19 protein-coding genes are annotated in these 23,380 nt (G+C 59.0%); all 19 read right to left on the bottom strand.

The features are described 5' to 3' along the window. Window positions 1-401: 401 nt before the first annotated feature. The 19 genes from VGL70_04735 to VGL70_04645 all read right to left on the bottom strand — a co-directional run bounded on the left by VGL70_04735 (window position 402) and on the right by VGL70_04645 (window position 23,377). The gene (locus tag VGL70_04735; protein HEY3302828.1) at window positions 402-1,103 is read right to left on the bottom strand and encodes a transposase; all 702 of its coding nucleotides are present in this window, start codon (window positions 1,101-1,103) and stop codon (window positions 402-404) included. A gap of 156 nt (window positions 1,104-1,259) precedes the next feature. Next, on the bottom strand, window positions 1,260-1,823 hold the full coding sequence (locus VGL70_04730) for a hypothetical protein (GenBank protein HEY3302827.1): 564 nt from the start codon (window positions 1,821-1,823) through the stop codon (window positions 1,260-1,262). A gap of 243 nt (window positions 1,824-2,066) precedes the next feature. Beyond that, window positions 2,067-3,107: a hypothetical protein gene (locus VGL70_04725; GenBank protein HEY3302826.1), complete on the bottom strand. Its 1,041-nt coding sequence runs from the start codon at window positions 3,105-3,107 to the stop codon at window positions 2,067-2,069. Window positions 3,108-3,310: 203 nt separating this feature from the next. Next, window positions 3,311-4,432, bottom strand: a complete 1,122-nt coding sequence (locus VGL70_04720) for an extracellular solute-binding protein (protein HEY3302825.1) — start codon at window positions 4,430-4,432, stop codon at window positions 3,311-3,313. Between the two features lie 292 nt (window positions 4,433-4,724). Beyond that, window positions 4,725-5,828 (bottom strand): ethanolamine ammonia lyase-activating protein, encoded by a 1,104-nt coding sequence (locus VGL70_04715; GenBank protein ID HEY3302824.1) that lies wholly within the window; start codon window positions 5,826-5,828, stop codon window positions 4,725-4,727. A 254-nt stretch (window positions 5,829-6,082) separates the two neighbouring features. After that, on the bottom strand, window positions 6,083-6,664 hold the full coding sequence (locus VGL70_04710; protein HEY3302823.1) for a thiamine pyrophosphate-dependent enzyme: 582 nt from the start codon (window positions 6,662-6,664) through the stop codon (window positions 6,083-6,085). After that, a complete protein-coding gene (locus tag VGL70_04705) occupies window positions 6,661-7,173 on the bottom strand; it encodes a hypothetical protein (GenBank protein ID HEY3302822.1) in 513 nt (170 codons plus the stop codon). Before VGL70_04705 ends, VGL70_04710 begins: the two co-directional genes overlap by 4 nt. A gap of 195 nt (window positions 7,174-7,368) precedes the next feature. Continuing rightward, a complete protein-coding gene (locus VGL70_04700) occupies window positions 7,369-8,772 on the bottom strand; it encodes a UbiD family decarboxylase (protein ID HEY3302821.1) in 1,404 nt (467 codons plus the stop codon). Between the two features lie 197 nt (window positions 8,773-8,969). Further along, on the bottom strand, window positions 8,970-9,974 hold the full coding sequence (locus VGL70_04695) for an extracellular solute-binding protein (protein HEY3302820.1): 1,005 nt from the start codon (window positions 9,972-9,974) through the stop codon (window positions 8,970-8,972). Between the two features lie 355 nt (window positions 9,975-10,329). Further along, window positions 10,330-11,403, bottom strand: a complete 1,074-nt coding sequence (locus tag VGL70_04690; protein ID HEY3302819.1) for an extracellular solute-binding protein — start codon at window positions 11,401-11,403, stop codon at window positions 10,330-10,332. A 146-nt stretch (window positions 11,404-11,549) separates the two neighbouring features. Continuing rightward, window positions 11,550-12,992, bottom strand: a complete 1,443-nt coding sequence (locus VGL70_04685) for a UbiD family decarboxylase (protein ID HEY3302818.1) — start codon at window positions 12,990-12,992, stop codon at window positions 11,550-11,552. A 130-nt stretch (window positions 12,993-13,122) separates the two neighbouring features. Further along, on the bottom strand, window positions 13,123-14,142 hold the full coding sequence (locus VGL70_04680; protein HEY3302817.1) for a cupin domain-containing protein: 1,020 nt from the start codon (window positions 14,140-14,142) through the stop codon (window positions 13,123-13,125). Window positions 14,143-14,312: 170 nt separating this feature from the next. Further along, entirely contained in the window at window positions 14,313-15,407 is a 1,095-nt protein-coding gene (locus VGL70_04675; protein ID HEY3302816.1) for an extracellular solute-binding protein, read from the bottom strand. Between the two features lie 150 nt (window positions 15,408-15,557). Then, on the bottom strand, window positions 15,558-16,697 hold the full coding sequence (locus VGL70_04670; protein HEY3302815.1) for an alcohol dehydrogenase catalytic domain-containing protein: 1,140 nt from the start codon (window positions 16,695-16,697) through the stop codon (window positions 15,558-15,560). A 36-nt stretch (window positions 16,698-16,733) separates the two neighbouring features. Beyond that, window positions 16,734-18,197 (bottom strand): UbiD family decarboxylase, encoded by a 1,464-nt coding sequence (locus tag VGL70_04665; protein ID HEY3302814.1) that lies wholly within the window; start codon window positions 18,195-18,197, stop codon window positions 16,734-16,736. A 183-nt stretch (window positions 18,198-18,380) separates the two neighbouring features. Continuing rightward, window positions 18,381-20,789: a xanthine dehydrogenase family protein molybdopterin-binding subunit gene (locus VGL70_04660; protein ID HEY3302813.1), complete on the bottom strand. Its 2,409-nt coding sequence runs from the start codon at window positions 20,787-20,789 to the stop codon at window positions 18,381-18,383. A gap of 183 nt (window positions 20,790-20,972) precedes the next feature. Beyond that, complete coding sequence (locus VGL70_04655; GenBank protein HEY3302812.1) at window positions 20,973-21,461, bottom strand: (2Fe-2S)-binding protein; 489 nt, start codon at window positions 21,459-21,461, stop codon at window positions 20,973-20,975. Between the two features lie 172 nt (window positions 21,462-21,633). After that, window positions 21,634-22,509, bottom strand: a complete 876-nt coding sequence (locus tag VGL70_04650; GenBank protein ID HEY3302811.1) for a xanthine dehydrogenase family protein subunit M — start codon at window positions 22,507-22,509, stop codon at window positions 21,634-21,636. 55 nt (window positions 22,510-22,564) lie between these two features. After that, a complete protein-coding gene (locus tag VGL70_04645; GenBank protein ID HEY3302810.1) occupies window positions 22,565-23,377 on the bottom strand; it encodes an alpha/beta hydrolase in 813 nt (270 codons plus the stop codon). Window positions 23,378-23,380: the final 3 nt, after the last annotated feature.

The raw sequence follows: 23,380 nt of genomic DNA, 5'->3' as shown, positions 1-23,380 counted from the left end.
AGCGCAAGACTCGCTTCCGGGAGCGGGTTAGGCCTTCCCGGACAGGCTTGCTTACCTGCAAGGTTTCACTGAAAGGTTTCCGAGTTGTTTTCTACATCTCTTCCCCCTTTCCCAAGTTTCCTTGGCGCGATCCCCTTTTCTTTTCCCCGGTAAGAAGTTTGCGCGCCACGGCGACTTTAGCCGTCGCAAAACCCCGGCGCCGAGCAACTCTACGATACAATTTCTGAAAGCGGGCATCTCCGTTGGCTGCATGGATGCTGATCTCCACACGGATCCATCTTAGCCAGCGAGATCCTTGCTTGGTGATCCTGCCGTGGAAGGACTTACTCCCCGAGCTGTATACGCTGGGCACCAAGCCGGCGTAAGAACACAAGTGCTTGGCGTCAGGGAAGCGTTCGACCTCACCAATCTCGCTCAGAATCAAAAGAGCGGAGTAGTAGCTGATTTCCCGGGACGGTCATGAGCAATTGGGCCTGCGGACTTTCGGATACGCGCTGCTTGATCGTTGCCGTGATCTCCTCAATCAAAGTGGTCATCACTTCCGCTAGGCGGACATACCCGTCGATCTCTTGCCGGTAGCAGGGACGAAGCGGCAGCGTTTTAAGCCACTGCCGGGATTTCCTTCCCAGTACATTGCTCCAGCTGCACTCGATCGCCTTCTTCGTCAGCACGGCGTGGATCTTGTTCTTTAATCCCATCCGCAGCGCCACGAGAGATGCTCGGTAGCGTAACAGCTCCCGCACATCTCGTACCTCTCGGGGTGGAATGTATGCCTGCGGAATTCCGTCCAAACGCAAAAGTTCAGCTAGGGTAGTGGCGTCAATGGTGTCGGTCTTGATCCGAGCCTCAGCAATGGCTCGAGTCTTAAGCGGATGGGCCAAAATGACGTGAGGCGTATATTGCTCGATGGTCTCGTAGAGAAACATCCAGTTCCCCGATGCCTCTACCACGACCTCACTCTTGGAGTCTTGTTTCGAGAAATAGTTGTCCAGAGCTGCTTGCGTCACGGCCAGAGTGGCCTTCCCAGTTATCTTGCCGTGGCGGTCCTTCTTCACAACCACGGCCTTGCGCTTTCCCAGGTCAACTCCTATATACTCTTTCATGCTGCACCTCCTTTGGGTTTTAGGCGACTTCTCACAGAGCCAGCCTGTTAATGTTGGTCCTTAGAGACCGTATACACCCAAATTACGAGGTGCAGCTTTTCATTTAATCAGGCATTCCTCTTTCGACGCGTGCGCATCCATTTACCGACGAGTTAATCAGTCTTTCATCCTCGAATGCGCGACCTCAAGATCTATTTCGACTATCGCGGCACGAAGATACTGCTCAAGCAGTGCTTGCTGCTGCAAGAACGCCCTCACGAAACAAACGAAACACATTACGCCGAACGCAATCATCGCCAATGCGGCAAATGGAGACAATGCCTCGTAAAGCCATAAGGCGAAGCATACAGCAAAAGTAAGGGTCGCAACTGAGAGTGACTTGGACAATTCGGAGATGTAAAACGTGGTGTCGATTCCCCAGTGCAAGCGTTGAGAACCATGCTGCCAGATTCTTATATGGTCTTGATCGGATATCGCCCCCGCGTTCGCTGAAGTGATCCGCACAAGCCGCAAGAGAGGATCCTGAAGTACTGCAGCAAGCCTTCCAGCTACATATGAGAGGCCGACCGCCACTATACCGGCCGCTGCCGAAAAATCTCGTGCGCTGATAAGCCAAGCGAAATCATAAACTCCGGCCAAGCGAAGAATCAGAAAGACCATTGCCGCCACGTAGAACGCCCCGGTCAAGGCTGTCTCGGCCCACATCCAGAGCGTAGTCATCTGATTCTCCAGTCAGTCATATTACGGTCAGCGGCCGGGCTCCTCCGCGCCGCTGGACTGCGAGGGTTCGATCGGTCCGCTTGGAGTTTTTTTGATTGCGGGTCCAGCATAGGCGTCTCTCTAACGGCGAAATTAGACACTCCGGGGCAACACATACTCCAATTAACCGCGCCGGGTCAAGTGCGAGATTTTTCACCCAGAATCAGAAACTTCGGGAATTCGAAGCGGGGTGAGTGCGGTACTTCAGCGAGGAGGAAGAGGCCCGGGTCCGTTCAAGCTTTTCAGAAGCTCGACGGCCTCGGGGTTTCTCGGCGTCTCCCGGATCATGTTCTCCAACTCCTCTGCGGCCAGAGGCGACGGCTCTTCCCCGACGCGCTTTTTGAAGTCTTCATGGAAGGCGGGATCTTGAAACATTGCGCGGAACGCCTGGCGCAGAATCCGGACACAGTCGGCGGGTGTTCCCGGGGGAAGCACGACCGGCGCTCCGGATCGCTTTAAATTCCGCACGAGCACCATTAGTTTTCGCTCTTTGTCGGATCGGGCGAAGCTCTCGACCTCCGGAAGATGGCCGAAGCGTGGATGTTTATTGCCGCGGGGAACCTCGAAGATCGAATGGAAGTATACCCGCCCCTTTTCGACCCAGTCCAAGTTCCGCTGTAGAACCGACTCTGTCGAGCTCGACCGCGTGTCGACTTCGCCGCGCTCCAACGCCAGGTCGATCTCAGGCCCGCTAAAGCCCACGACGAACGCCGGCTTCGTCAACCCGATCAAGTAGCTAAATATCCGTCCTTCCCTATAGGTTGCGTGTCCGACCGATTGAGCCCCGACTCTAAGCCCCGAGGCGGCTCGCAGCTTCTCGATCGTGTCCAGGCCCGACTCTTTCCTTGAAAAAAACAGCGCGTGAAACTCGCTGTAAGGCGTCCCGAGATAAATCAGCCTGTCGACGTCGTACAGCACCCCGGATTCCCCCATGATGGCGCTCGGGATCAGGCCGGAAGTGGCGGAGAGAATGGTCAACCCGTCGGGCCGAGCCCCGAAGATGTAGTTGGCTGCTTTTCGACCCCCCGCGCCTGCCATGTAGTCCGTCGAAATAGTGGGATTTCCCGGAATGTACTTCGACAGGAAGGCCATCATCGATCTTATCCGCATGTCCGCCGTTCCGCCGGGCCCGCTGGATTGAATGAACGTGATCGTCTTGCCTTGGTAAAAGTTCGCCTGCAGATGGACTGGAATGGCCACAAGGGAGAAAAACAAGGCGGGGACGACTTGAAGAAGATATTTCATCGCTTCCTGCTACTTCAACATCAACCGAATGATCGTTTCAGTAGGTAAGCGCGGTCTAACCCCTTCTAAGCGTGGCCTTCCGGGGCAAGAAAAGGGGACTTCAACTTTTTCTCTAGCCCTATGCTCGTCTCGCACGTACGTCAAGCCGGTGTGCCGAACAGAAAATCAGAAGGTCCTTTTTTTGCGCCCATTTGTTACTGATTTCAGCGCGGCGGCAGGACCGAGTTGATGAAGTCGACGATTTCCTTGCGCAGCACGACGTACTTCTCCCGGTGAGTTTCCTGGTAAGTCACGCCTTCCTGCGGCAGCAGAATTTCCGGAATGTGATCGCGCGGAACGTCGCTCCTGAGGCTCGCCAGCCCGGAAGCCTGGCTCCACGCCGTTTGCCCTTCTTTCGAGAGCAGATAGTCTACATAAACCTTGGTCGCGTTCGGGTGCGGCGCATTTCTCACGACCGAGACCGTGCCGTTGCTGGCCGTCACGGACCCGCCCTCTTGCAAACCCGCGCCGCCAAACAGCTCGAGCGGCAGCCCCTTCGCTTTGAGTTGAAATGTCAGAGTGCCGCTCGGTCCGATCGCGATCAGGTATCGCCCGCGGGCGACGAAGTCGAGGATCTGCCGTTCCTCATTTGAAAAGAAGATTTCCTGCGCCGTAAAAAGCTGCTTCATGAAACTCTTGCCCAGCCCGAGCTTCTCGTTGGTGTACCAGAACGTCGAGAGATCCAGCCCGGCGCCCGCCCGGCGCGGATCGAGCATGGCGATCTTGCCTTTCCATTCGGGATTGAGCAGATCCCTCCACGACTTGATCTTGCCCGGAGACACCGTGTCTTTGTTGTAGACAAACGCGACCTGGACCCGCGTGCCGTAGAATAAATTGTACTTCCCCGCGTCATCCGAAAAATGGAATTTTCCCGCTCGCCATTTCGACGGATCGCGGCTCTCCGGGCCGACGAGAAACGGCTCAAGCGGAACGATGGCGTTGACCGGCACCAGCCCCTCGATCATTGTCGTCGTGCCGGCGACGACAATGTCGGTCCGGTATTGTTTTGCGCTGAGCTCCGCCAGCAATTTCGGCGCGACCTGGGCGCCCTGCATGCCGCTGAAGTCGACTTCGATTTCAGGATATTTTTTTTGCAACCCCTGGGTGAAAGCGTCTCTGACGTCGGCGCCGGCCGGTCCGAAGACGACCACCTTACCTTCTTTTTTGCCTGCGGCGACGATTTTTCCCCAGGCCGGATCGTTGACGGCTGCGCCAGGCGCGACAGCCGACGAAAGAAACACAAATGCGATCAGAAGACTGCCTGCAAATCGATAGCGACGTTGCATTTCACTTCTCCTGAGTAACGTTTTCAACAAAAGACTTACTCACCACAAAGAGCCTAGCGCGGCGGAGCCGCAACCAAAAGTCGAAATACCTCGCGCAAAGACGCAAAGGGCGCCAAGGTTCCTCAAATCCCCCTCTTTCCCCCTTTGTCAAAGGGGGATGAAGGGGGGATTCCTCGATTTCTTTGCGTTCTTGGCGTCTTGGCGCGAGCAATCCCCCGCCCTTTAACAGCTACGGGCCACCGGTAAATTTGGGCAGACTGCGAAAACTTTCATGCATAGTAATCCCGTGACTTTATTTTCTATAATTCGCCGGCGGCATGCGACAAGCGACGCCTTCTTTCGCCAGCGCGGCCTCGTACATGGCGCGGACTTCACGCGGCTCATCTTCGTAGTCCATGACGGTGCCGCCTTCGCGTTCGGGCACGGTCGCGAGATAGTTTTTGCCGACGCCGCGCTGGCCGCGACGCAGCGCCAGGTGCAGTCCGGCCTCCGCGCTCGTGGTGAAGTGAGAGTGGTACCATCGCTCCGGCGGCACGAGCAGACTGCCCTTCTGCCAGTCGACGCGCACGAACGAACCTTCTTTTGGATCCTTCGGCCACATGAGCGTGTATCCCTTGCCGCCCAGCACGATCACCTGCGCGCCCGAACCGTGATAATGCGGTTTTCTGTAGGTGCCGCTGCCGATCTGCATGACGTGTCCCACCATCGCCCGATTGCCCGAGCCGGTGATCCCAAGGCGGCTGTAGTCGACGCCGCGACGGGGATACCGCGTCAACGGCAGGGCGTAAACATCCGGAATGAAATTGATCGACGTGTCCTCGAACTCTCCCTCTTTGATTTCGCTGGAGAAATAGTTGCTTTGACCGGCGAAGCGATCCGTGAACTCGTACGGCGTATTGAAGATGTAATCGGCCGAGTCGAAGGCGTTAAAAACGATCGGGGCGTTGTTCGCCGCGACGAAGCGCACCGCCTCGCTCGCCGATCCGTTGAAGTGCTGGTGTTTGAAATTCAGCGGCGGAGAAAAAATGCTGCCGGCCTGCCATTCGAGAACGATCATCTCTTTCGCCTTGTCGCACCAGAACTGAGTCGCGCCGCGGCCCTCTAAAATCAAGATGAGCTCCTCATAGAGGTGGCGCATCGGCTTGAGACTTTTTCCCGGCGGGATCTCGGCGACCAATGACCCCACGAATCCTTGCGATCCCTCGAGATGGCAGTAAGCCGCCGGGCCTCCGAGACGGTCCCAATGGCCGAGCGGGACGGTGCGCAAGTCTTCCACCCCGTACCCGGTGATGACCGGCAAGCCCTCGGCGTCGCAAAATTCCAGAAACGGAGATTTCCTGAGAAACCTCGTCTTCGCCACTTCTTCCATAACTTCCGCTGATTCATTCAAGACCATGAGAACCTCCTAGACATAAATCTATCCCGCTCGTTTAGGTGATCGAAAGCTTCTCCTTTGACCATAAAAACCCTCACCCTACCCTCTCCCACAGGGAGAGGGCGAGGGAGTCTGTCTGAGCCGGAAGCTGATCGGCCGGCACTGATTGCCCCATTTTCGGAGTGACGGGAAAAACGCAAGGGTCCATCTCTATGCATTTTTTCAAGGTTGGTTTCGAACCAACGATTCAATTCTCTCCCTGCAGCACCCGTTGCTCATTTGACCTTAAAATCCGGATGGCGGCGCACGGCGTCCATAAAAAATTCTCTCATCGCCCGGCCGTAGGTACGGTGCGGATCGCCTTTAACCCTCTCCGTGTCCGGCTCCACCTTGGCGACAAGAAAGGTAGGCCCGGTTGTTTCGAGGGCCTGCTTCACCGACGCCGAGAACGCTTCCTCAGTCCGCACCGTCCCGGTTTTGGCGATCCCGGCGCCCTGCGCAATCTTCTCCAGATCGGTCCTGCGCGTGGTGAAGGTCGAACCCATGCGGGCGTAAGAGCCGTTATCAAAGACGACGGCCACGAAATTGGGCGGATTGACATCCGCCACGGTGATCAAGCTGCTCGTATCCACCATCAAGCTGCCGTCCGAATCCAGAGCGATGACCTTGCGTTTGGGGAAGGCGGCCGTGAGCCCGAGCGCAAAAGGAATACAGAGACCCATGTTGCAGCCGAAAAAGCTCGGCCCCTGCGTCCGAAGAGACGACCAAAATGCCGTGTTCGACGAAAGACTGGTCACAGTGAACATCTGCTCGTCGACCATGGGCAGCAACAGTTTGAGACAGTCGTAACGTTTCACCAGAGCACCTCCCCGCTCAACAACAGAACGATGGGATGGCTGTAGTCCTGGCATGCGAAGCTGCCTTCCTGGACCATCCGTTTCAAATTCGCCTTTTGATTCACCACACGATACGGAACGCGCAGCGCGCCGAGCAGCGGCTCCGCCACCTGCTTGAACATCAGGAGCTGAGAGCCGGGGATCCCGCTGTGGTCGCCGAAGTCGCCTCGGTACGAGGCGAGAATGAGAATCGGAGCGCCGTACACCATCCCCATTTGCGACAACGCCCAGGTCGCCACGAGCAGGCCCGCGATCCCGGTTACGAAAACGCATCGCCTGCCGCCCAGCGCGGCGCCGGCGCAGAAGGCGATTCCGTTTCCCTCGCCGGCCACGGTCACGGCGGTAAAATAAGGATCCTGCCGTATCGCCTCCGTCAGAGCGTAAGTCGGCTCTTCGGGAAGCGTCACCACCAGATCGATGCCTTCTTCCTTGAGAGTCTCCATTATTGTTTGAACCGAGTTTTGATCCATCGAACCTCCCTTGTTAAAAAAGGCACTAGGCAATAGGCACTAGCAGGCTGCTGAAAAACACATCGGACACCCTTTGAGAGCCTCAGGGTGAACGGAGGTATGTCTGAGAACGTTAGGGTTTTCCGTTCGTGCTGAGCTTTGTCGAAGCATGAATCCGATTTTTCAGCAGCCTGCTAGTTAACTTGTTCCTTCTGCCTAATGCCTCTTGCCCGTTGCCTTCCCGATTCCATAGCGGTCCCACTCTTTCTCTACTTTGGCGCACACATCCCGGGCCGGAAGACAGACCGGCGCAAAATTCTTAGCGTCGTAACGCGTCGCGTCGATAAGAATCTTGGACGTGCGCGCGGGACCCTCCTGCTCCTCCTTCGGGAGCGATGGATCCAAAAAAATCCCGGTGAGCCCGCTCATGATCTCGATGTCGCGATGCGGCTGCACGCGCGTCGCGACCGCCCACTCGACCGCAACCGGGTCGAACGGATCGATGTCGTCATCGACGACGGTAACCTGCTTGATGTGCCGCCCGCTCGGCGAGCCGAAGACGGCCAGGCCGACCATCTTGCCGTAACCCTCGAACAGTTTTTCGATCGCGACGACAACGTGAAAGACGCCGCAGCCTCCCTCCGTTAGGTGAACCGCTTTGACCCCGGCCAACGTGATCGAGCGCAGGATCTCGGATTCCTTGCCGACGGCCGTCAGGACATCGGTCTCATGGGGCGGCGCGCCTTGATAAGCTAAATGCAGAATCGGATCTTTGCGCCGCGTCATCGCCGTCAAGTGAATCGTCGGCCGCGGCATCTTCAAACCGCCGTAATGGCCCGTGAACTCGCCGAACGGCCCTTCTTCACGTTTTTCCTCAGGACGGTAATAACCCTCAAGGACGACTTCGGCGTCCGCCGGCGCTTGCAGCGGGACGGTTTTGCACTCGACGACCTCGAACGCTTTCTCGCGGAGAGCCCCGGCCATCGCCAGCTCATCGGCGCCGAACGGAAACGGGCAAGACGCCGCCATGACCAGGCGCGGATCGACTCCGATCGCAATCGCGACCGGAAACGTCTCGCTTCCCGCTTTGCGCTGTTGCAGCATAAAGTTGGTGTAGGGGCCGGAGAGAATGCCCAGAGTCCGCCGGTCATGCACTTGGTTCCGATATATCCCGACGTTGCGCACGCCGGTCGCGGGATCCCGCGTGATGTGGCAGCAGAGCGTCAGATAAGGGCCGCCGTCGTCGCTGTTAAGTATCGGCGCCGGAAGATCCACAACGTTGACGTCGTCTCCTTGGAGAACAATCTCCTGACAAGGCCCGGATGCGACCGCCACGGGCGGCAGCGGCTGGCTCACGCGGCGATTCCATTCGCGATGGATCTCGCTCTGCGGGCACTGCATGGCCAACGCGTAACGGCGCCGCGTGGCGAGCGCGTTGATGAAAATCGGCGTCTCTTTTCCGCCTGGGCGCTCGAACAGAAGCGCCGGTCCGCGACCCCTCAGGCTCTTTACGCAAACGGCCCCGAGCTCCTGGTTCAGATCGACCGGCACGCGCACGCGCGCGAGCTCGCCTTCGTCTTCGAGCAGTCGGATGAATTCTCTCAGCCCATTAAAGCCCATCGTAACCTCCGATGCGTCACGCTCACCTCTATCCCGCGAGACACCGCGTCGCATTAAAATCCCCCTTTATCCCCCTTTCACAAAGGGGGAATCTCTTACAGGCATTTTCGCATTACCCCTCTTTGAAAAAGAGGGGCCAGGGGAGATTTGCGTGCGCAAAAAAACTCCAAACAATCGCTCGCAGCTGCGCGAAACTCTCATCGCGGCACGATCGTCTTAATAAATTGAATGATCTCTTCGCGCAAATTCACATAGCGCTCGGTCGAGATGTCCGGGTACGGCATGCCCTCCTTGGGCACGAGGATATCCTGGACGTGATCTTTAGGAACGTCCTGGCGCAGGCTCGCGAAGCGCGCAGCCTTGCTCCAATGGAGCTGTCCCTCGGCTGAAAGCAGGTAGTCGACGTAAACGCGCAAAGCATTCGGATGCGGCGCGTTGCGCACGATCACCAGGCTCCCGTTTCCCGCGGTGATGTACGTGCCTTCCTTCAAGGTCTCCGGGTGCAGATGCTTGAGCGGCAGCCCGCGCGCAATGAACTCGTTGGTCAGAACGTCGCTCGGCCCGATCGCGATTGGATATTTCCCGCGCGCGGCGAAATCCAGCATCTGCCGGTCGTCTCGCGGCATCACCAGATCCTTCTGCGTCAAGAGCTTGCGGATGAAATCTTTGCCGAGACTTTCATGCGTGTACCAGAGCGTCGAGTTGCCCAGGCCTCCGCCCGCGCTCAGGGGATCTTTCAGCGCAATTTTCCCCTGCCATTTCGGTTCCAGAAGGTCTCTCCATGACTTGAAATCGCCCGCAGAAACCAGGCTCGTGTTGTAAATAAACGGCGCCTTGACGTATGCACTGAAAATTAGATTGTAAGTTTGCGCGTCATCGGAAAAGAGTAGTTTTCCTCCTTTCCACTTGCCGAGGTCCCGGGTATTCGGTCCTCCGAGAACCGGCCGGATCGGGACGACCGCTTTTCCCGGCACGAGGCTTTCAAGAGCCGTCGTCGTGCCCGTAATGACAACGTCGGTGGTATACTTCGCCGCGGCAAGCTCGTTGAGCAATTTCGGCGCGATCTGGTTGCCGGCCATACTGAGCAACTCCACTTTGATCTCAGGATATTTTTTTTGAAATCCTATGCTGAGCGCGTCCCGCGTCTCGTTTCCCTGGGGGCCGATCACGGTAACCGTGCCCTCCTTTTTAGCCGCCGCCAAAATTTGCTCCCAGGACGGAGGCGATTGCGCAAGCGCCGATTCTACGATAACCGGCAGAAGGATTGCCGCGATAGCAAACCCTTTAGTGTTTTGTCTCAAAAATTCGATGAAGAAGTCGGCGGTGCGCTTTGTCGTCATTCCCGCGCAAGCGGGAATCCAGAACCCCCACTTAATCTCCCCCTTGCTAAGGGGCGACCCCCTCTTAATCTCCCCCTTGCCAAGGGGGAGACAGAGAGGGGGTGGATTCCGGCTCGCGTCAGCCTGAGGCTGACTTGGCCGGAATGACGGTAGAAAATATGCCCTGACAGTCCTCATGAAATCCATAAGCATCGCTCCGGCTTCGTGCCCCTTCATCTCAACGCCCGAAAGTTTCCTTGAACAGCGCGATAACATCGTCCTTGATGTCGATCGCCTGCTGAGTATAGGTCTTAATGGATCCCGGTATCGGCACGCGCCAAGGCGAGTGATCGGTCGGGACATCCAGCCGCGCGCTGATATAACCATTCACTCGGGCAAATCCGGTCTGTCCTTCTTTCGAGAGCAGCCAGTTGATGTAGACCTTGGCGGCATTGGGGCGCGGCGCCCGGTTGAAAAAACCCAGGCCGCCGGAGCCGGGGCTCACGTCCGAGCCTTCCTTCAGTTGCCGTGGATCCAAAATCGCGATCGGCAAGCCGTCCTTCATGCGTTCTTCGGCGACGATGTCTGAAACGCCGATCAGCACCAAATACTTTTCCTTGATGACCCCGTCCAGCTCCTGCGCATAGTCCCTCAAGATGACCGGCTCTTGCTTGGCCAGGGCGCGAATGAAGTTCGGACCGAGCTCCGGATGGAGGTAAAAGAAAGTGAAAGTCGCCTGGCCCGGCCCGGCTCTCGTCGGATCGTCCATGACGATCCTTTTTTTCCACTTCGGGTTTAGCAGCTCTTTGTAAGATTTGATTTCTTGCGGCTTGACGACCTTTGGGTTAACGAAGAGCGTGCCGCGCTGCGAGGGAGTCATCACCAGAAAACGCCGCCCGGTATCGGAAAATTCAAGCGCCCCGCCGCGCCATTGCTTGGGGTCTTTCACATCGGGCAAGAGGATCGCCGGCTCCATGGGATCGAGCATCCCCGGAGGCAGGAGGACCAGCAGCCCCGTCGTGGTTCCCGTCACGACCACGTCCCAAAGATACTGCCCCGCCGCCCGCTCGGCCGTGAGGCGCGGGCCGATGCCGGCGCCGCGGTCGGCGAAATATTCCACGGAGATTCCGTATTTCTTCTGGAACGGCTCGACCAAAACATCCCGGCGGTCGTTGCCCACCGGACCGATCACAGCGACTTTGCCCTCTCTCTTGGCCGCTTCCAAAACCTTATTCCACTCCTGACCGATGGAGACATCGACTCCCGCAACCAGCGTAACAACTAACAGTAGCCAACACAGAGTTATTTTCATGAAAACTCCCCCTCTTTCGCCTATGCGACAAACTGCGTGAAAGGTTCACTCGTGCTTCGACAGGGCTCAGCACGAACGGCCAATAAACGCCTCTCCGATCCTTAACCGTTCGCCCTGAGCGCCGTCGAAGGGTGAACGGTTATTTTTCACGCAGTCCCATCGAGGAATTTGCGCCATTTAGTCAGCACCTGCTCCTTCATCGCCGGGCTCGACTCGGACACCTCGGGAAACTCGTTGCGCCAGGGAAACGGCCGGCAGGCATCGATGATCGCCTTTGAGGAAAAATATTCCCTCCGCTTCTTGTCCTCGGGCGAGATCAGCGGATCGAGCGGCCCGCTCCATGTTTGCCGCATGATATCGATGTCCTTTTCCGGATTGCTGCGCGTGCTGATCGCCCAGATCACCTCTTCCAGGTCCATCGGATCGATGTCGTCATCCACGACCACGACGTAGCGCGACAGGTACGCGATCGTGCGGCACTGCGCGGCGATGCAAGCCGCCTGTCTCGCGTGCCCGGCGTAGCGCTGCCGCAGCGCGACGACCACAAACATCCGGGCGGCGCTTGCCTCGTGGCACCACACGCCCTTCACGTCGGGAACTCCCGCATTGGCCAGATCCTCTTCAATCGCCGCGGAGCGAAGGATCGCCTGCGTATAGACCTTGCCCGAGGGCGGCTTCACCGGCGGCGAACCCAGGACGATCGGATCGTTGCGGTGATAGACTGCCTTGACGCGAAAAACCGGCTCGTCGCGCACTCCGCTCGCGTAATAGCCGGTCCATTCACCGAAAGGACCTTCCGGGAGCCGCTCGTCCGGCATGGCGTACCCTTCGATGGCAATCTCGGCGTGCGCCGGGATCGGCAAGCCGGTTACCGGCCCGCGAATCACTTCGAGCGGCTCGCCCTTGAGGCCGCCCGCGTAATCGAGCTCGCAAACGTGTTGCGGAACCGACGTGCTGGCAGCCATGTGGATGAGCGGCTCGGCGCCGAAGACCACGACGGCGGGCATGGGCTGGTTACGGGCGAAATATTTATCCCGGTGGACGCGGCCGTCTTTTCCCGGAGAAATATACAGAAAGACGCGATCGCGATCCAAAGTCATCACGCGATAGGCGCCCATATTGACGGTCCCGTCATCCGGATCCGCGGTGATGGCGGCGTCGCCCGTCCCCAGATACCTGCCGCCGTCTTTTTCGTGCCAACGCGGCGCGGGAAATTTACCCATGTCGATCGTCTCGCCGCGCAAGATATTTTCCATCAACGGTCCGTCTTTGACGTATTTGGGAGGAATGAGCTGAAGCTCTTTGCGGTTGCGGCGCCACGCCGCTTTGATGCCGTTCTCGTCGAGCCCGGCCGGTAGTCCAAGGGTTAGAGCGAGGCGCTCTTTGGAGCCGACATCGTTCACCAAAAGCCTGTAGCCGGGCAGATGGTCGACGATTTCATCGAACAAAACCGCCGGTTGATTGCGCCCGCGCATCAGGTGTTCGGCCAGCACGCCGATCTCGATGTCCCAGTGCGCGCCGCGCAGGATTCTCAACTCCCCGAGCCGCTTTACATCTTCAAGCCACTCTCTCAAGTCGCGGTGCGGCATGCAAGAAATCCCCCTTTGTCCCCCTTTTTCAAAGGGGGAATCTTTAAACGCAGCTCCTAATTCCTCGCGTCCCATAGCATACCCCTCTTTGAAAAAGAGGGGCCAGGGGAGATTTGAGCATGGTTGCGGCTCAGCGGTGCTGCTCCTCGCGGTACAATCCAAAGGGCTCGAGCAACGGACGATCGGATAAAAAAAACAAGAACGCCTCCTCGTCGCTCGAGCCGTTTTCATGCCGGTGCCAGCTCCAGTTCGGGACGACGAAGAAATCTCCCTTCGCCCATTCGACGACGACGTCATTGATCAGCGTCTTCCCGCGGCCGCCGACGACGTGGTAAATGGCGCAGGACATTTGGCGGCGCGCTTTTGTTTTTTCGCCGCCGGTGAGCATCTGCGCGCCGCAGCCGACCGTCGGCAAGGTGGGTCCGCCGTCTCTGCTTTTATAATCCATAATGAGACTGTCGTTCGTCTCCGGCGAGCGCTCCAACATTTGCCTGAGCGTGCGTTCGGCGTCGCGCCACTTGAAGTACCAGGGAGAGCCGTGCGCCGTCAGGGCGCTGTCTTCGGAAGTTTTGAGAACCCGCTGCACGGCCTGGCGCGGTTCTGAGTACTCCTCGATGAACATCGTGTCCATCGCCCGCGAGAACGGCACATCCAACCCATCGATCCATATAATGGGAGCATCCGATGAGTTGATGTGGTCGTGCCAAGTCCAGTTGGGAGTAAGAATCAGGTCGCCCGGCTCCATCAGAAAGCTGTCGCCGTTCACGGTCGTAAACGTGCCGCCTCCTTCCACCACGAAGCGTATCGCGGCCATCGTGTGCCGGTGCGCGGTGGCGACTTCTCCGGGCAGCACCAACTGGATCGACATCTGCAAGGTGTGCGTCGTGCTCTTCAAAGGATAGAGGCCGGGGTTCAGGAGCTGGATCGTGCGGCGTCCGGCTTCGTTCACTCCGATCAGCTTCCCGGCGCGCATCAACTGCTCGCGAACGAGACTCCATCGCCAGTGCATCGGCTTGAGTCTCGAGCGCGGCTCCATATTCGCCGGCAGCTCCATCTTCCAATGGCCTTGCAGAGCGTATTGCTCGATCTCGCGATCAAAGGCCTCCAGCGGGTTCTCCGCAGGGTTCGTTTTTTCTATCTTCTCTACCAAGGTTCCACTCCCGTGCTCTTACCTATTAATCTTGGTTTTGTCGTCCCCGGACTAAAATCCCCCTTTATCCCCCTTTTACAAAGGGGGAAATCGTTTCAGCATTACCCCTCTTTGAAAAAGAGGGGCTAGGGGGAATTTGCGCGCATCCATGAGCCTGAATTCTTTCGGTCCTACTGTCCGAAAATCTCAAACAGCAACGGCAAGAGTTTCTTCTTCACGTCCATAGCTTCCTGCGTGTACGTTTTGACCGATCCGGCTTGCGGCACCCTCCACGGAGCCGCGTGATCGGTGGACACGTCGAGCCGGTTGCTGATGTAGCCCGTGGCCCGCGCGTAAATAGTTTGGCCCTCTTTCGAGAGGAGCCAGTTAATATAGATCTTGCTTGCGTTGGGGTGCGGCGCCCGATTGAAAAGCGACAGGCCGCCGGATGCCGGACTCATGTCCGAGCCTTCCTTGAGCTGCCGAGGATCCACAATGCCGATCGGCACTCCCTGTTTCGCTCGCTCTTCGGCGAGGCTGTCGGAAAGACCGACGCCCACCGGAAAGCGCCCCTGGCCGACCATGTTCACTTCCTGGGCGTAATCCTTGAGAAAGGTAATCCCTTGGCCGCCGAGAGACCGGATAAACTCGGGCCCGAGCTCCGGATGTAAATAAAAAAAGGTAAACGTCGCCTGGCCTGGACCTGACTTGCGCGGATCGTCGCCGACGATTTTTCCCTTCCATTTAGGATCGAGAAGATCTTTATAAGACTTGAACTCCTTTGCGTTGGCCGAGTTGGTATTGAGAAAAAGCGTTCCGCGCTGAAACGGGGTCATCACCAGAAGCTGTCGCCCCGGGTCGAGAAATTCCAGGGCCCCGCCGCGCCAAAGTTTTAAGTCTTTGACTTCGGGCAAGATGAGAGCCGGTTCGAGCGGATCCAAAACCCGCCCAGCGACCAGGACCTCCAGACCGGTGGTGGTGCCCACGACCACGACGTCCCACAGATACCGTTCGGCCTTACGCTCGGCGTTCAGCCGCGGCGAAAGACCGGCGCCCGGGTCGGCTTGGTATTCAATGCTGATCCCAAACTTCTTCTGAAACGTTTCGGTGAGCGCATCGCGCCGGTCCGCCCCAGGCGGCCCGATCATCGCCAGCTTGCCTTCCTTTTTCGCCGCCTGGAGAATGCGCTCCCATTCTTCCTGCCATGCGACTCCGGCATTCGCCTCACCGGCAAGCGAGGGCAACAACATCGCCGTGAGGATAATTATAAACAGCTGTCGTCTCACGATTGCTCCTCTAGCACCGAAAATTAGGATTCATGCTTCGACAAGCTCAGCACGAACGGAAAAAGCCCTATCGTTTGCAAACACCTTCCGTTCACCCTGAGCCTGTCGAAGGGTGATCGAAGTGTTTTTCAGCAGCCCGCTATTCATAATCTACTTATCCGCAGAGTACATGGGCCAGAGCGGCTCATCATCGCCGCGCTTTTCAATGTAGTCGATGGCCTCGTTCACCGCCTCTACCGGAAAATAGCGCGTGGTGACGTGGCGCGTATCGATGACTCCGCGGCGCGCCAGCTCCAGCAGCTCCGGAAAATCTATGTAATGGCGGCCGGTCACGCTGCAAACCTCGATGGACCGAATCATCAGATACCTCACGGGAAGGTTGAGCGGTTCGGGGTTGGCGCCGATCAGCGCTACACGGCCGCCGCCCTCGAGGTTGCGGATGCATTCGACCAAGGTCTGCACTCCCGCCGGCGATAGATCGGCGAGCACGCTCGCTCCTTGACCGCCGGTCAGCTCTTTTACCGTTTTCGTGATCGATTCGCCTTTGGCCAGGGCGACCGTCGACACCCGCTTCGGATCGATGGCGCGAATTCGTTCGAGCCTCACCGGGTTGCGGGCGACCGCGATCACGCGCGCCGCCCCCATGGCCAGCGCGGACAGCACGGTGCCGATTCCCGTGATGCCCGAAGCGCTGTTGACGATGACGGTCTCGCCGCTGTGCAGGCGCGCCCGTTTGAGAGCGCGATACCCGACGGTCATTTGTGAGACCTTGCACATCTCGTTGATGTCGTCTTGCGGCCGAAGCGGGACGACGTTGGTGGCGGGCACGCGGCAATATTCCGCCCAAAGGCCCTCTTTGTAGCGCAGTATTCGTTTCGAGGCCGCCTCGCCCCACTTGGCGATAAATCCCATGACGCGGTGCGAGAGACAAAGATGCTGGCGATCGGAGCGGCAAAATTTGCAGAAGCCGCACGTGATGGAACACATGACTACGACCCGGTCGCCCACCCGCACGTTGCTCACGTCCGGGCCCACCTCGACCACTTCGCCCAGTCCGTCATGTCCGATGATCATCGGGAGGTAAGGTATGGTCGGGACCTCGGACGTATACTGAACGGCGTCCTCACGCATGTGCAAATCGCCATGGTTGAGGCCGGCGCGTAACACGCGGATCAGCACCTCGCCGGACTCGATATCGGGAATCGGCACCTCATCGACGCGCAGCAGATCGCGCGACTTGCTGGTTTTTTCAAAGCCGTAGATGCGTGCCGCTTTCATTGTGCCTTGCATCTTCGCTCCTCCTAATCAGAGATTGGTGTAACCCCCTCATCCCCATGGTTCCACCGGGATCTGTCCCCAACGCTTTTCGCCGATGATCTTCAAAGGATCGATGCGCGCCAGCACTTCATCCGAGAGCGCCAGCCGCTCGGCGAAAGGCTTGCCCAACGGTTTGGTGCAGTCGAAGCCGGCCTTGCACGTTATGTCCCGCTCGGGAGCGCTGGGATCGAGCGGCGATCCGGTCACTCCCGGCAACGTCACCAAGCCGCGATCCGCCTGAAAGCGAGTCGCCAACGCCATAAGCACTTCCCGCTCATCGAAGATGTCGACGTCCTCGTCGAATACGAACGCATGCTTGAGACCGATATACGAAGACAACGCCGCTACGGCCGCGGTCTTGCCCTGTCCTTCCACGGTCTTGCGCATCTGAATGTATACATGCATAACGCCGCAACCCGACATCGGCACGTGCACCGCTTTGACTCCGGGCACGGCCTGCTGCACCGCGCGGAACACTTCGCCCTCCTTGGTCAAGCTGATGAGCCAATGCGTGTGACCGACCATCACGTCGTCCCAATAAGCATCCTTCCGATAAGTCACCGCCGTCACCTTCAACAGAGGACACCAGCGCTGCGGTCCCACATGGCGGGTGTATTCGCCAAAAGGTCCCTCGGGCTTGCGCTGACCTTTGGGCATATAGCCTTCGATAATCACCTCCGCGTCCGCCGGCACTAAGAATTTTTCTCCCAGAGTCTCCGATGGAACCAGGCGCATCGGCGCGCCGAAAGTCCCGCCCGCCGCCTCATAGTGACTCTCATCCGGTCCGACATGCGTTTGAGCGCCCAAGAGCACCAGCGGGTGATGCCCGACCCAGTAAGCCGCCGGCGTGTCCTCTCCCGCTTCCTCGCAATAACGCAGATTGTGCGCGTTGTGTGAGTTGGGCGCGAGCCACACCCGAATCTCGTCTCGGCCCGCCAACCAGCCGCGCTGCATAGCGGAGTTGTCCCGACCCGTGTTGCGGTTGAAAGTAAGAAAGTGGCCTTCCGTGACGTAGCGGCCGGGGTCCATACGGTGATGGCGCGGGGCGGGAAAGCGGCGCACATCGATCTCGGATCCTTTCTCCACCACCTGTTTCACCGGCGCCTCGTCGCGCGATACAGTAATCGGTTTCTGCCGCGCCTGGACGCGCTCGTAGCAGGCCAGCCCGGCCTTGCGCACGTCCGCTCCCAGGGCTCGAGCCAGGCGCTGGCGGCCGGCCATCAAAAAAGTCACCAGCGGCATCTCGGCGCGCTTGCCGTCGACGATGACGTTGTGACAGACGAGAACCGGGAAGCGCTGCGCTTTCTCCAGCTTCATGGCCAGCGCGGTGATCTCCCACTCCGCGCTGAGAGGCGCCTCGATGTGAATCACTTCATCGGGATACGCCCGCTCGTACTGCGCCAAAAAACTATGCAGGTCGGAGCCGAAAGGCGCGCTCGACGCGTCCGTTGTCGTGGCCATTGTTCTCGCCATACTTATTGCCTCCTCCTCGGGCGTGGTGTCTCAGAATTTTTTCGAACATCTTGTTCCGGTGCCCCCTTTGGAAAAGGGGGTTAGGGGGATTTCGATCGCGCCGGAAAAACAAATCCCCCTCGATCCCCCTTTTTCAAAGGGGGATGTCGCCGCTGTGTACGGTCGAACTTATGTGATTAACTCTCACGGTTCTGCACGTCCATAACGCGTTTGTTGTTTCGAGACAACCTCCCACAATCGATTTGGGGTAATCGGCAGCTGAGCGATGTGAATTCCCAACGGCGCCAGCGCATCTTCGACGGCGCTGGCAACCGCCGCCGGCGCCACGACCGCTCCTCCTTCGCCGACTCCTTTCGTTCCGAGCAGAGTCAGAGGCGATGGCGTTTCCATTCGCTCGCCTTCGATATCGGGCAGGTCCGCCGCCGTAGGCTTGAGATAATCCATAAAGCTGGTCGTGAGCAGTTGGCCGTTTTCGTCGTAGGTAAATTCTTCCAGGAGCGCGGCAGCTATGCCGTGGGCGGCGGCGCCATGGACCTGCCCCTCGACGATCGCCGGATTGATCTGGCGCCCGCAGTCATGAACGACAAAGTAGCGCAGCACTTTGATCTCGAACGTTTCCGGATCTACCTCTACGACCGCCACGTGAGCGGCGCTGGCAAAACCGAGCTGCACCCGGACTCTGTTCTTTTCATCCGGGCGCTTCGCCAGCGGGTTGCTGTAGTAGTGGAGGGCCTCGAGGCCGGGCTCTCCGTCCGGCTGCTCGTCCGCAAGGCTCCAGTAAGCCCGGCTCGCCACTTGGGCGACGGTCAGCCCCTTCTGCGGCGCGCCGCGGACCCAAATACGGCCCTCGCCGAGCTCCAGGTCCTCGACGCTGGCCTCGAGTTGGACGGCGGCGCGCTTTAAGAGTTTTTCCCGCACCTTGCGCGCGGCGCCGATCGCCGCGACGGTGTCGTGGCCATGGAACTTGTTGGAGTAAACTCCCGAAGTCAAAACATAGGGATGACTCGCGGTGTCGAACGTCGTCGATACGCGGATCTGGCTTGCGTCCAAGCCCAGCTCGTCGGCGACAATCTGCGCGAGCGCGGTGGCATGGCCCTGGCCGGAGTCGAGACCGCCGGTGAAAACCGAAGCCGTGCCGTCGGTTTCCAAGCGCACGCGCGCCGCCTCGCCCTGACCGCTAAGAAGCTGGGCGGGACCTGAGATCAGCATTCCGTAGCTTAAGTTCGAGCCGCCGGGCTCAACGGCCGTGGCGATGCCGATTCCGAGCAGGCGACCGCTCTCCCTGCCCTTGGCTTGCTCGCGCCGCAGCCCCTCGTAATCCGCAACGGCGAGCGCCTTCCTCAACATCTCCGGATAATCGCCGCTGTCATAGGTCTGGCCTGAGGGAGTGTCATACGGAAATTCATCCGGTTGGATGAAATTCCGAAAGCGGATTTCGGTTCGGTCGAGCTTCAGCGACCGCGCCACGGCGTCCATCATTCTTTCCACGGCAAAACACATGAAGGGCTTGCCGATGCCGCGATTCGCGACCACCGGACAGCGGTTGGTGACAACCGAATAGCCTTCGTAAGAAACCGCGCGGAAACGGTAACAGTTCACGATGTTGCTCAGCATGAGCAGGTTATGCCGTCCGGCGAAGTCTATGCCGGCGCCCTCGTTTTCAACGTTGCGAAATTTTACGGCCAGGACGGTCCCGTCGGACTTGACCGCCGCAGTCATGTCCATGATGCCGTCCGCGGAATGGCCGAGCGCCAAAAGATTCTCGCGCCGATCTTCGATCCACTTTACCGGCCTGCCCGCCTTGCGCGCGAGCAGCGCGGCGGCAATGATAAACAGCGGCCGCACCTTATTGCCGAACGAACCGCCCATTGGCGGAACGATCAGACGAATATTACCCGGCGAGATACCGAACGAGGCCGCGAGCACATGGAGGTCCTGGCCGGGCTGCTGCGTATGGCCCCAGATGGTGAACGTTTGCGTCGCAGCTTCGTAGCGCGCCATGACGCCGAACGTTTCCAGCGGCGTGGAGCAATACCGGTGAATCGCGACGCGCTCTTTGACCACAACGTCCGCTTGCGCGAACGCGCCTTCGACGTCGCCGTAAGGAAACGTGTTGTGCCAGAGAACGTTGGAACCGACCTCTTCGAATACTAAAGGAGCGCCAGGTTTGAGAGCCTCTTCGGGGTCCACAACCGGAGGCAAAGGATCGTATTCAACCTGCACGAGATCGGCCGCATCCTCCGCGCTGGCCCGGTCGACCGCCGCGATGCCCACGACGGGCTCGCCGACGTAGCGCGCCTGCTGATAGGCCAAAGCATAAACCTTGGGGGAGTTGGGAAGCGGCACCCGGCCCCGCTGGGGCCGTGTGAGCTGGGCCACCTCTTCGCCGGTGATAACCGCGTAGACTCCCGGATGCGCGAGCGCGCGGCGAACGTCGATGTGACGGATCAGGGCGCGGGCGTGAGGACTCCTGACGTAGGCCGCGTGGGCGAGACCGGGCAGCGCAAGATCATCGATGAAATGACCCCCTTGGGTCAGGAGCGCGCGGTCCTCTACGCGCTCCAGGGGTCGCCCGACCCATTTGGTTTCCATATGAGTCGTTTAATTCACAAAAGACTTATTCACCACGAAGGCCACGCCGCGGCTGCGCCGCAACCAAATCGGAGTGGACTCGCACAAAGGCGCAAAGCATGTCCTGAGCGAAGTCGAAGGGGGTGCCAAGAAAGAAACCATTCGGACCTTTGCGTTCTTGGCGTCTTGGCGCGATCAAAAAAATCATTTGACCTTTTCGCCCCGCGCCGCGGCGCGCACGGCGCGCACGATATTGACGTAGCCCGTGCACATGCAGAGATTGCCGCCGAGGCCGGCGCGTATTTCCTCGTCCGTCGGATCCGGGTTGTCGCGCAGAAGCTCGAGCGCCGCCAGGATCATTCCGGGAGTGCAAAAGCCGCACTGGAGCGCGTGGTGCCGCTGAAACGCCTGCTGCAGCGGATGAAGCGCCTCATCCGTTCCGAGCCCTTCAATCGTGAGAACTTCTTCGCCGTCGGCCTGGGCGGCAAAGAGCAAACAGGAACGCACCGTGCGGCCGTTGAGCATCACGGTGCAAGCGCCGCACACGCCGTGCTCGCAGCCGACGTGCGTTCCGACCAATCCGAGATCATGGCGCAAAAAATCCACAAGCGAGCGACGCGGCTCGACCGTCGCGAGATGCCGTCTGCCGTTGACAACAAGAGCGATGGGGATTTTTTCAGTTTGATCTGACAAAAAACTCAGCTCCCTCAAACGATCCGGCCACATTGTGCCCGAGCACCTACAAAATCCCCCTTTATCCCCCTTTTCCAAAGGGGGAATTTCTTACACTCAGTTCCTAATTCCTCACGATCCCGTAGCGTTACCCCTCTTTGAAAAAGAGGGGCTAGGGGAGATTTGTATGGTTTCAATGCCCGCCTCCAACCCGCCTCTCGGCGACGTTGAGGGCGCGGCGCACCAACACGCCCGCAAGTTGGCGCCGATAGCCGGAAGAGGCGTGGATATCGGTCAGGGGATCCACGGCTTGAGCCGCGGCATCGCCCGCCCGACGATAGAGTTCAGCGCCCGGTTTCCGGCCCAAAATTATCTGTTCGGCCTCGGCTATACGAACGGGGACGGGACCGACTCCGCCGAGAGCGACGCGCGCGAAGCTCACCTTTCGATCATCGTTGCAACCCAGGAGGACGGCGGCGGCGACGATGGCAAAATCTCCGTGCCGCCGCGCGACCTCCGTGAAGCACCATCCGACACCTCGGGGTGGCAGGGGAAGGTCAACGCCGATCAACAGCTCATCCGGCGCGATGGCCGTCGCCAGGTAGCCTTGATAGAAGTCGCTCGCGGCGACCGACCGCTTTTCCCGAACGCTTTGGATATGGAAGCTTGCGCCCAATGCGATCGACAGCAGCGGCAATTCCGCAGCGGGATCGGCGTGCACGAGGCTGCCGCCGACGGTGCCGCGATTGCGAATGGCGGGATGACCTACGAGCTCCACCGCTTCGGATAAGATCGGCAGCCGCTCGGCGATCGATCGCGACTGCTCGACTTCGCGCTGTCGGACCATGGCGCCCAGGGTCACTCCGCGATCGTGGACTCGGATTTCGCTCAACCCTTCGATCCGGTTGAGGTCGACGAGAAAGCGGGGTCGCGCCAGGCGGAAGTTCATGAGCGGCACGAGACTCTGCCCGCCCGCCAGAGCCTTAGCCTCGTCGCCATGAGTTCTCAGCAGACCCAGCGCCTCATCCAAGCTTGCAGGCCGAAAATAGCTGAACGGTGCCGGCTTCATATTGTTTTCCCTCACCCTTCCCTCTCCCTCAGGGAGAGGGTTAGGGTGAGGGATGCTAGTTCAATTCTCCCTTGAGAAATTCGAGGGCGATGCGGTTGAACTCTTTCGGATGCTCCGTCTGAGCGTGCAGCCCGCAACCGGAAATCGCATAAAACCGGGCGCCCGGCGTCATCCCGAAGGCGACCAGCGCTTGCTCGATCGGCAGCACCTTGTTCTCTCTGCCCGTGACGAACAGCACGGGCACGGTCATCTTCGCCAGCAGCGGTCTTAGATTCGGCACATCCATCGGATAGCAGCCCAATTTTGCGTACGCCCCGTATTGGCGCGCGCTCGACTCCAGGTACTGATTGAAGATATCCGGGGGCGCGCATTGTTCGGCGTTGAAGTAGGCCCGGTCGAGATGCGCCTTCAGATTCTCCGGTGTCGCCTGGTAATTGGCGTAAGGCGCCAGAGCTTTCTGCTCCAACTCAGGTGGAATACCGCCGCCGGCGTTGCCGATGAGGATCACGCGCCCCACCCGGTCCGGGTGTTCCGCCGCAACCGAGATGCTGATCAGACCGCCGCGGCAGTTGCCGATCAAGTGCGTCTTTTTCACTCCGACCGCATCGAGAAATTGCACCATGTGTTCCACATAGGCCGGGTGTCTTAGGTCTCTCGTGGGCGAATCGGTTTTTCCAAATCCAATGATGTCCGGGGCGAGCACTTTGAAGTGTCGGCTCAACGGTTCGATATTTTCCCGAAACTCCAGCCAGCCTCCTGCTCCTGGATCGGCGGAGTGGAGCATCAAAACCGTCTCGCCTTGTCCCGCTTCCCAATAGTGCGTGCGATAGTCACCCGCCTGAACAAACTTTTCAGCGACGTTAGCCATGAT

The organism is Candidatus Binatia bacterium, assembly GCA_036504975.1.
Classification (GTDB): Bacteria; Desulfobacterota; Binatia; order UBA9968; family UBA9968; genus JAJPJQ01.
The sequence above is the reverse complement of the archived record's forward strand: the minus strand, read 5'-3'. Positions and strand labels throughout refer to the sequence as shown.

Coding starts and splice junctions, on each gene's coding strand:
- VGL70_04725 (HEY3302826.1), bottom strand. CDS start 3,107: ATGAAATATCTTCTTCAAGTCGTCCCCGCCTTGTTTTTCTCCCTTGTG.
- VGL70_04735 (HEY3302828.1), bottom strand. CDS start 1,103: ATGAAAGAGTATATAGGAGTTGACCTGGGAAAGCGCAAGGCCGTGGTT.
- VGL70_04705 (HEY3302822.1), bottom strand. CDS start 7,173: ATGGATCAAAACTCGGTTCAAACAATAATGGAGACTCTCAAGGAAGAA.
- VGL70_04715 (HEY3302824.1), bottom strand. CDS start 5,828: ATGGTCTTGAATGAATCAGCGGAAGTTATGGAAGAAGTGGCGAAGACG.
- VGL70_04730 (HEY3302827.1), bottom strand. CDS start 1,823: ATGACTACGCTCTGGATGTGGGCCGAGACAGCCTTGACCGGGGCGTTC.
- VGL70_04645 (HEY3302810.1), bottom strand. CDS start 23,377: ATGGCTAACGTCGCTGAAAAGTTTGTTCAGGCGGGTGACTATCGCACG.
- VGL70_04670 (HEY3302815.1), bottom strand. CDS start 16,697: ATGCAAGGCACAATGAAAGCGGCACGCATCTACGGCTTTGAAAAAACC.
- VGL70_04665 (HEY3302814.1), bottom strand. CDS start 18,197: ATGGCGAGAACAATGGCCACGACAACGGACGCGTCGAGCGCGCCTTTC.
- VGL70_04700 (HEY3302821.1), bottom strand. CDS start 8,772: ATGGGCTTTAATGGGCTGAGAGAATTCATCCGACTGCTCGAAGACGAA.
- VGL70_04650 (HEY3302811.1), bottom strand. CDS start 22,509: ATGAAGCCGGCACCGTTCAGCTATTTTCGGCCTGCAAGCTTGGATGAG.
- VGL70_04685 (HEY3302818.1), bottom strand. CDS start 12,992: ATGCCGCACCGCGACTTGAGAGAGTGGCTTGAAGATGTAAAGCGGCTC.
- VGL70_04690 (HEY3302819.1), bottom strand. CDS start 11,403: ATGAAAATAACTCTGTGTTGGCTACTGTTAGTTGTTACGCTGGTTGCG.
- VGL70_04720 (HEY3302825.1), bottom strand. CDS start 4,432: ATGCAACGTCGCTATCGATTTGCAGGCAGTCTTCTGATCGCATTTGTG.
- VGL70_04660 (HEY3302813.1), bottom strand. CDS start 20,789: ATGGAAACCAAATGGGTCGGGCGACCCCTGGAGCGCGTAGAGGACCGC.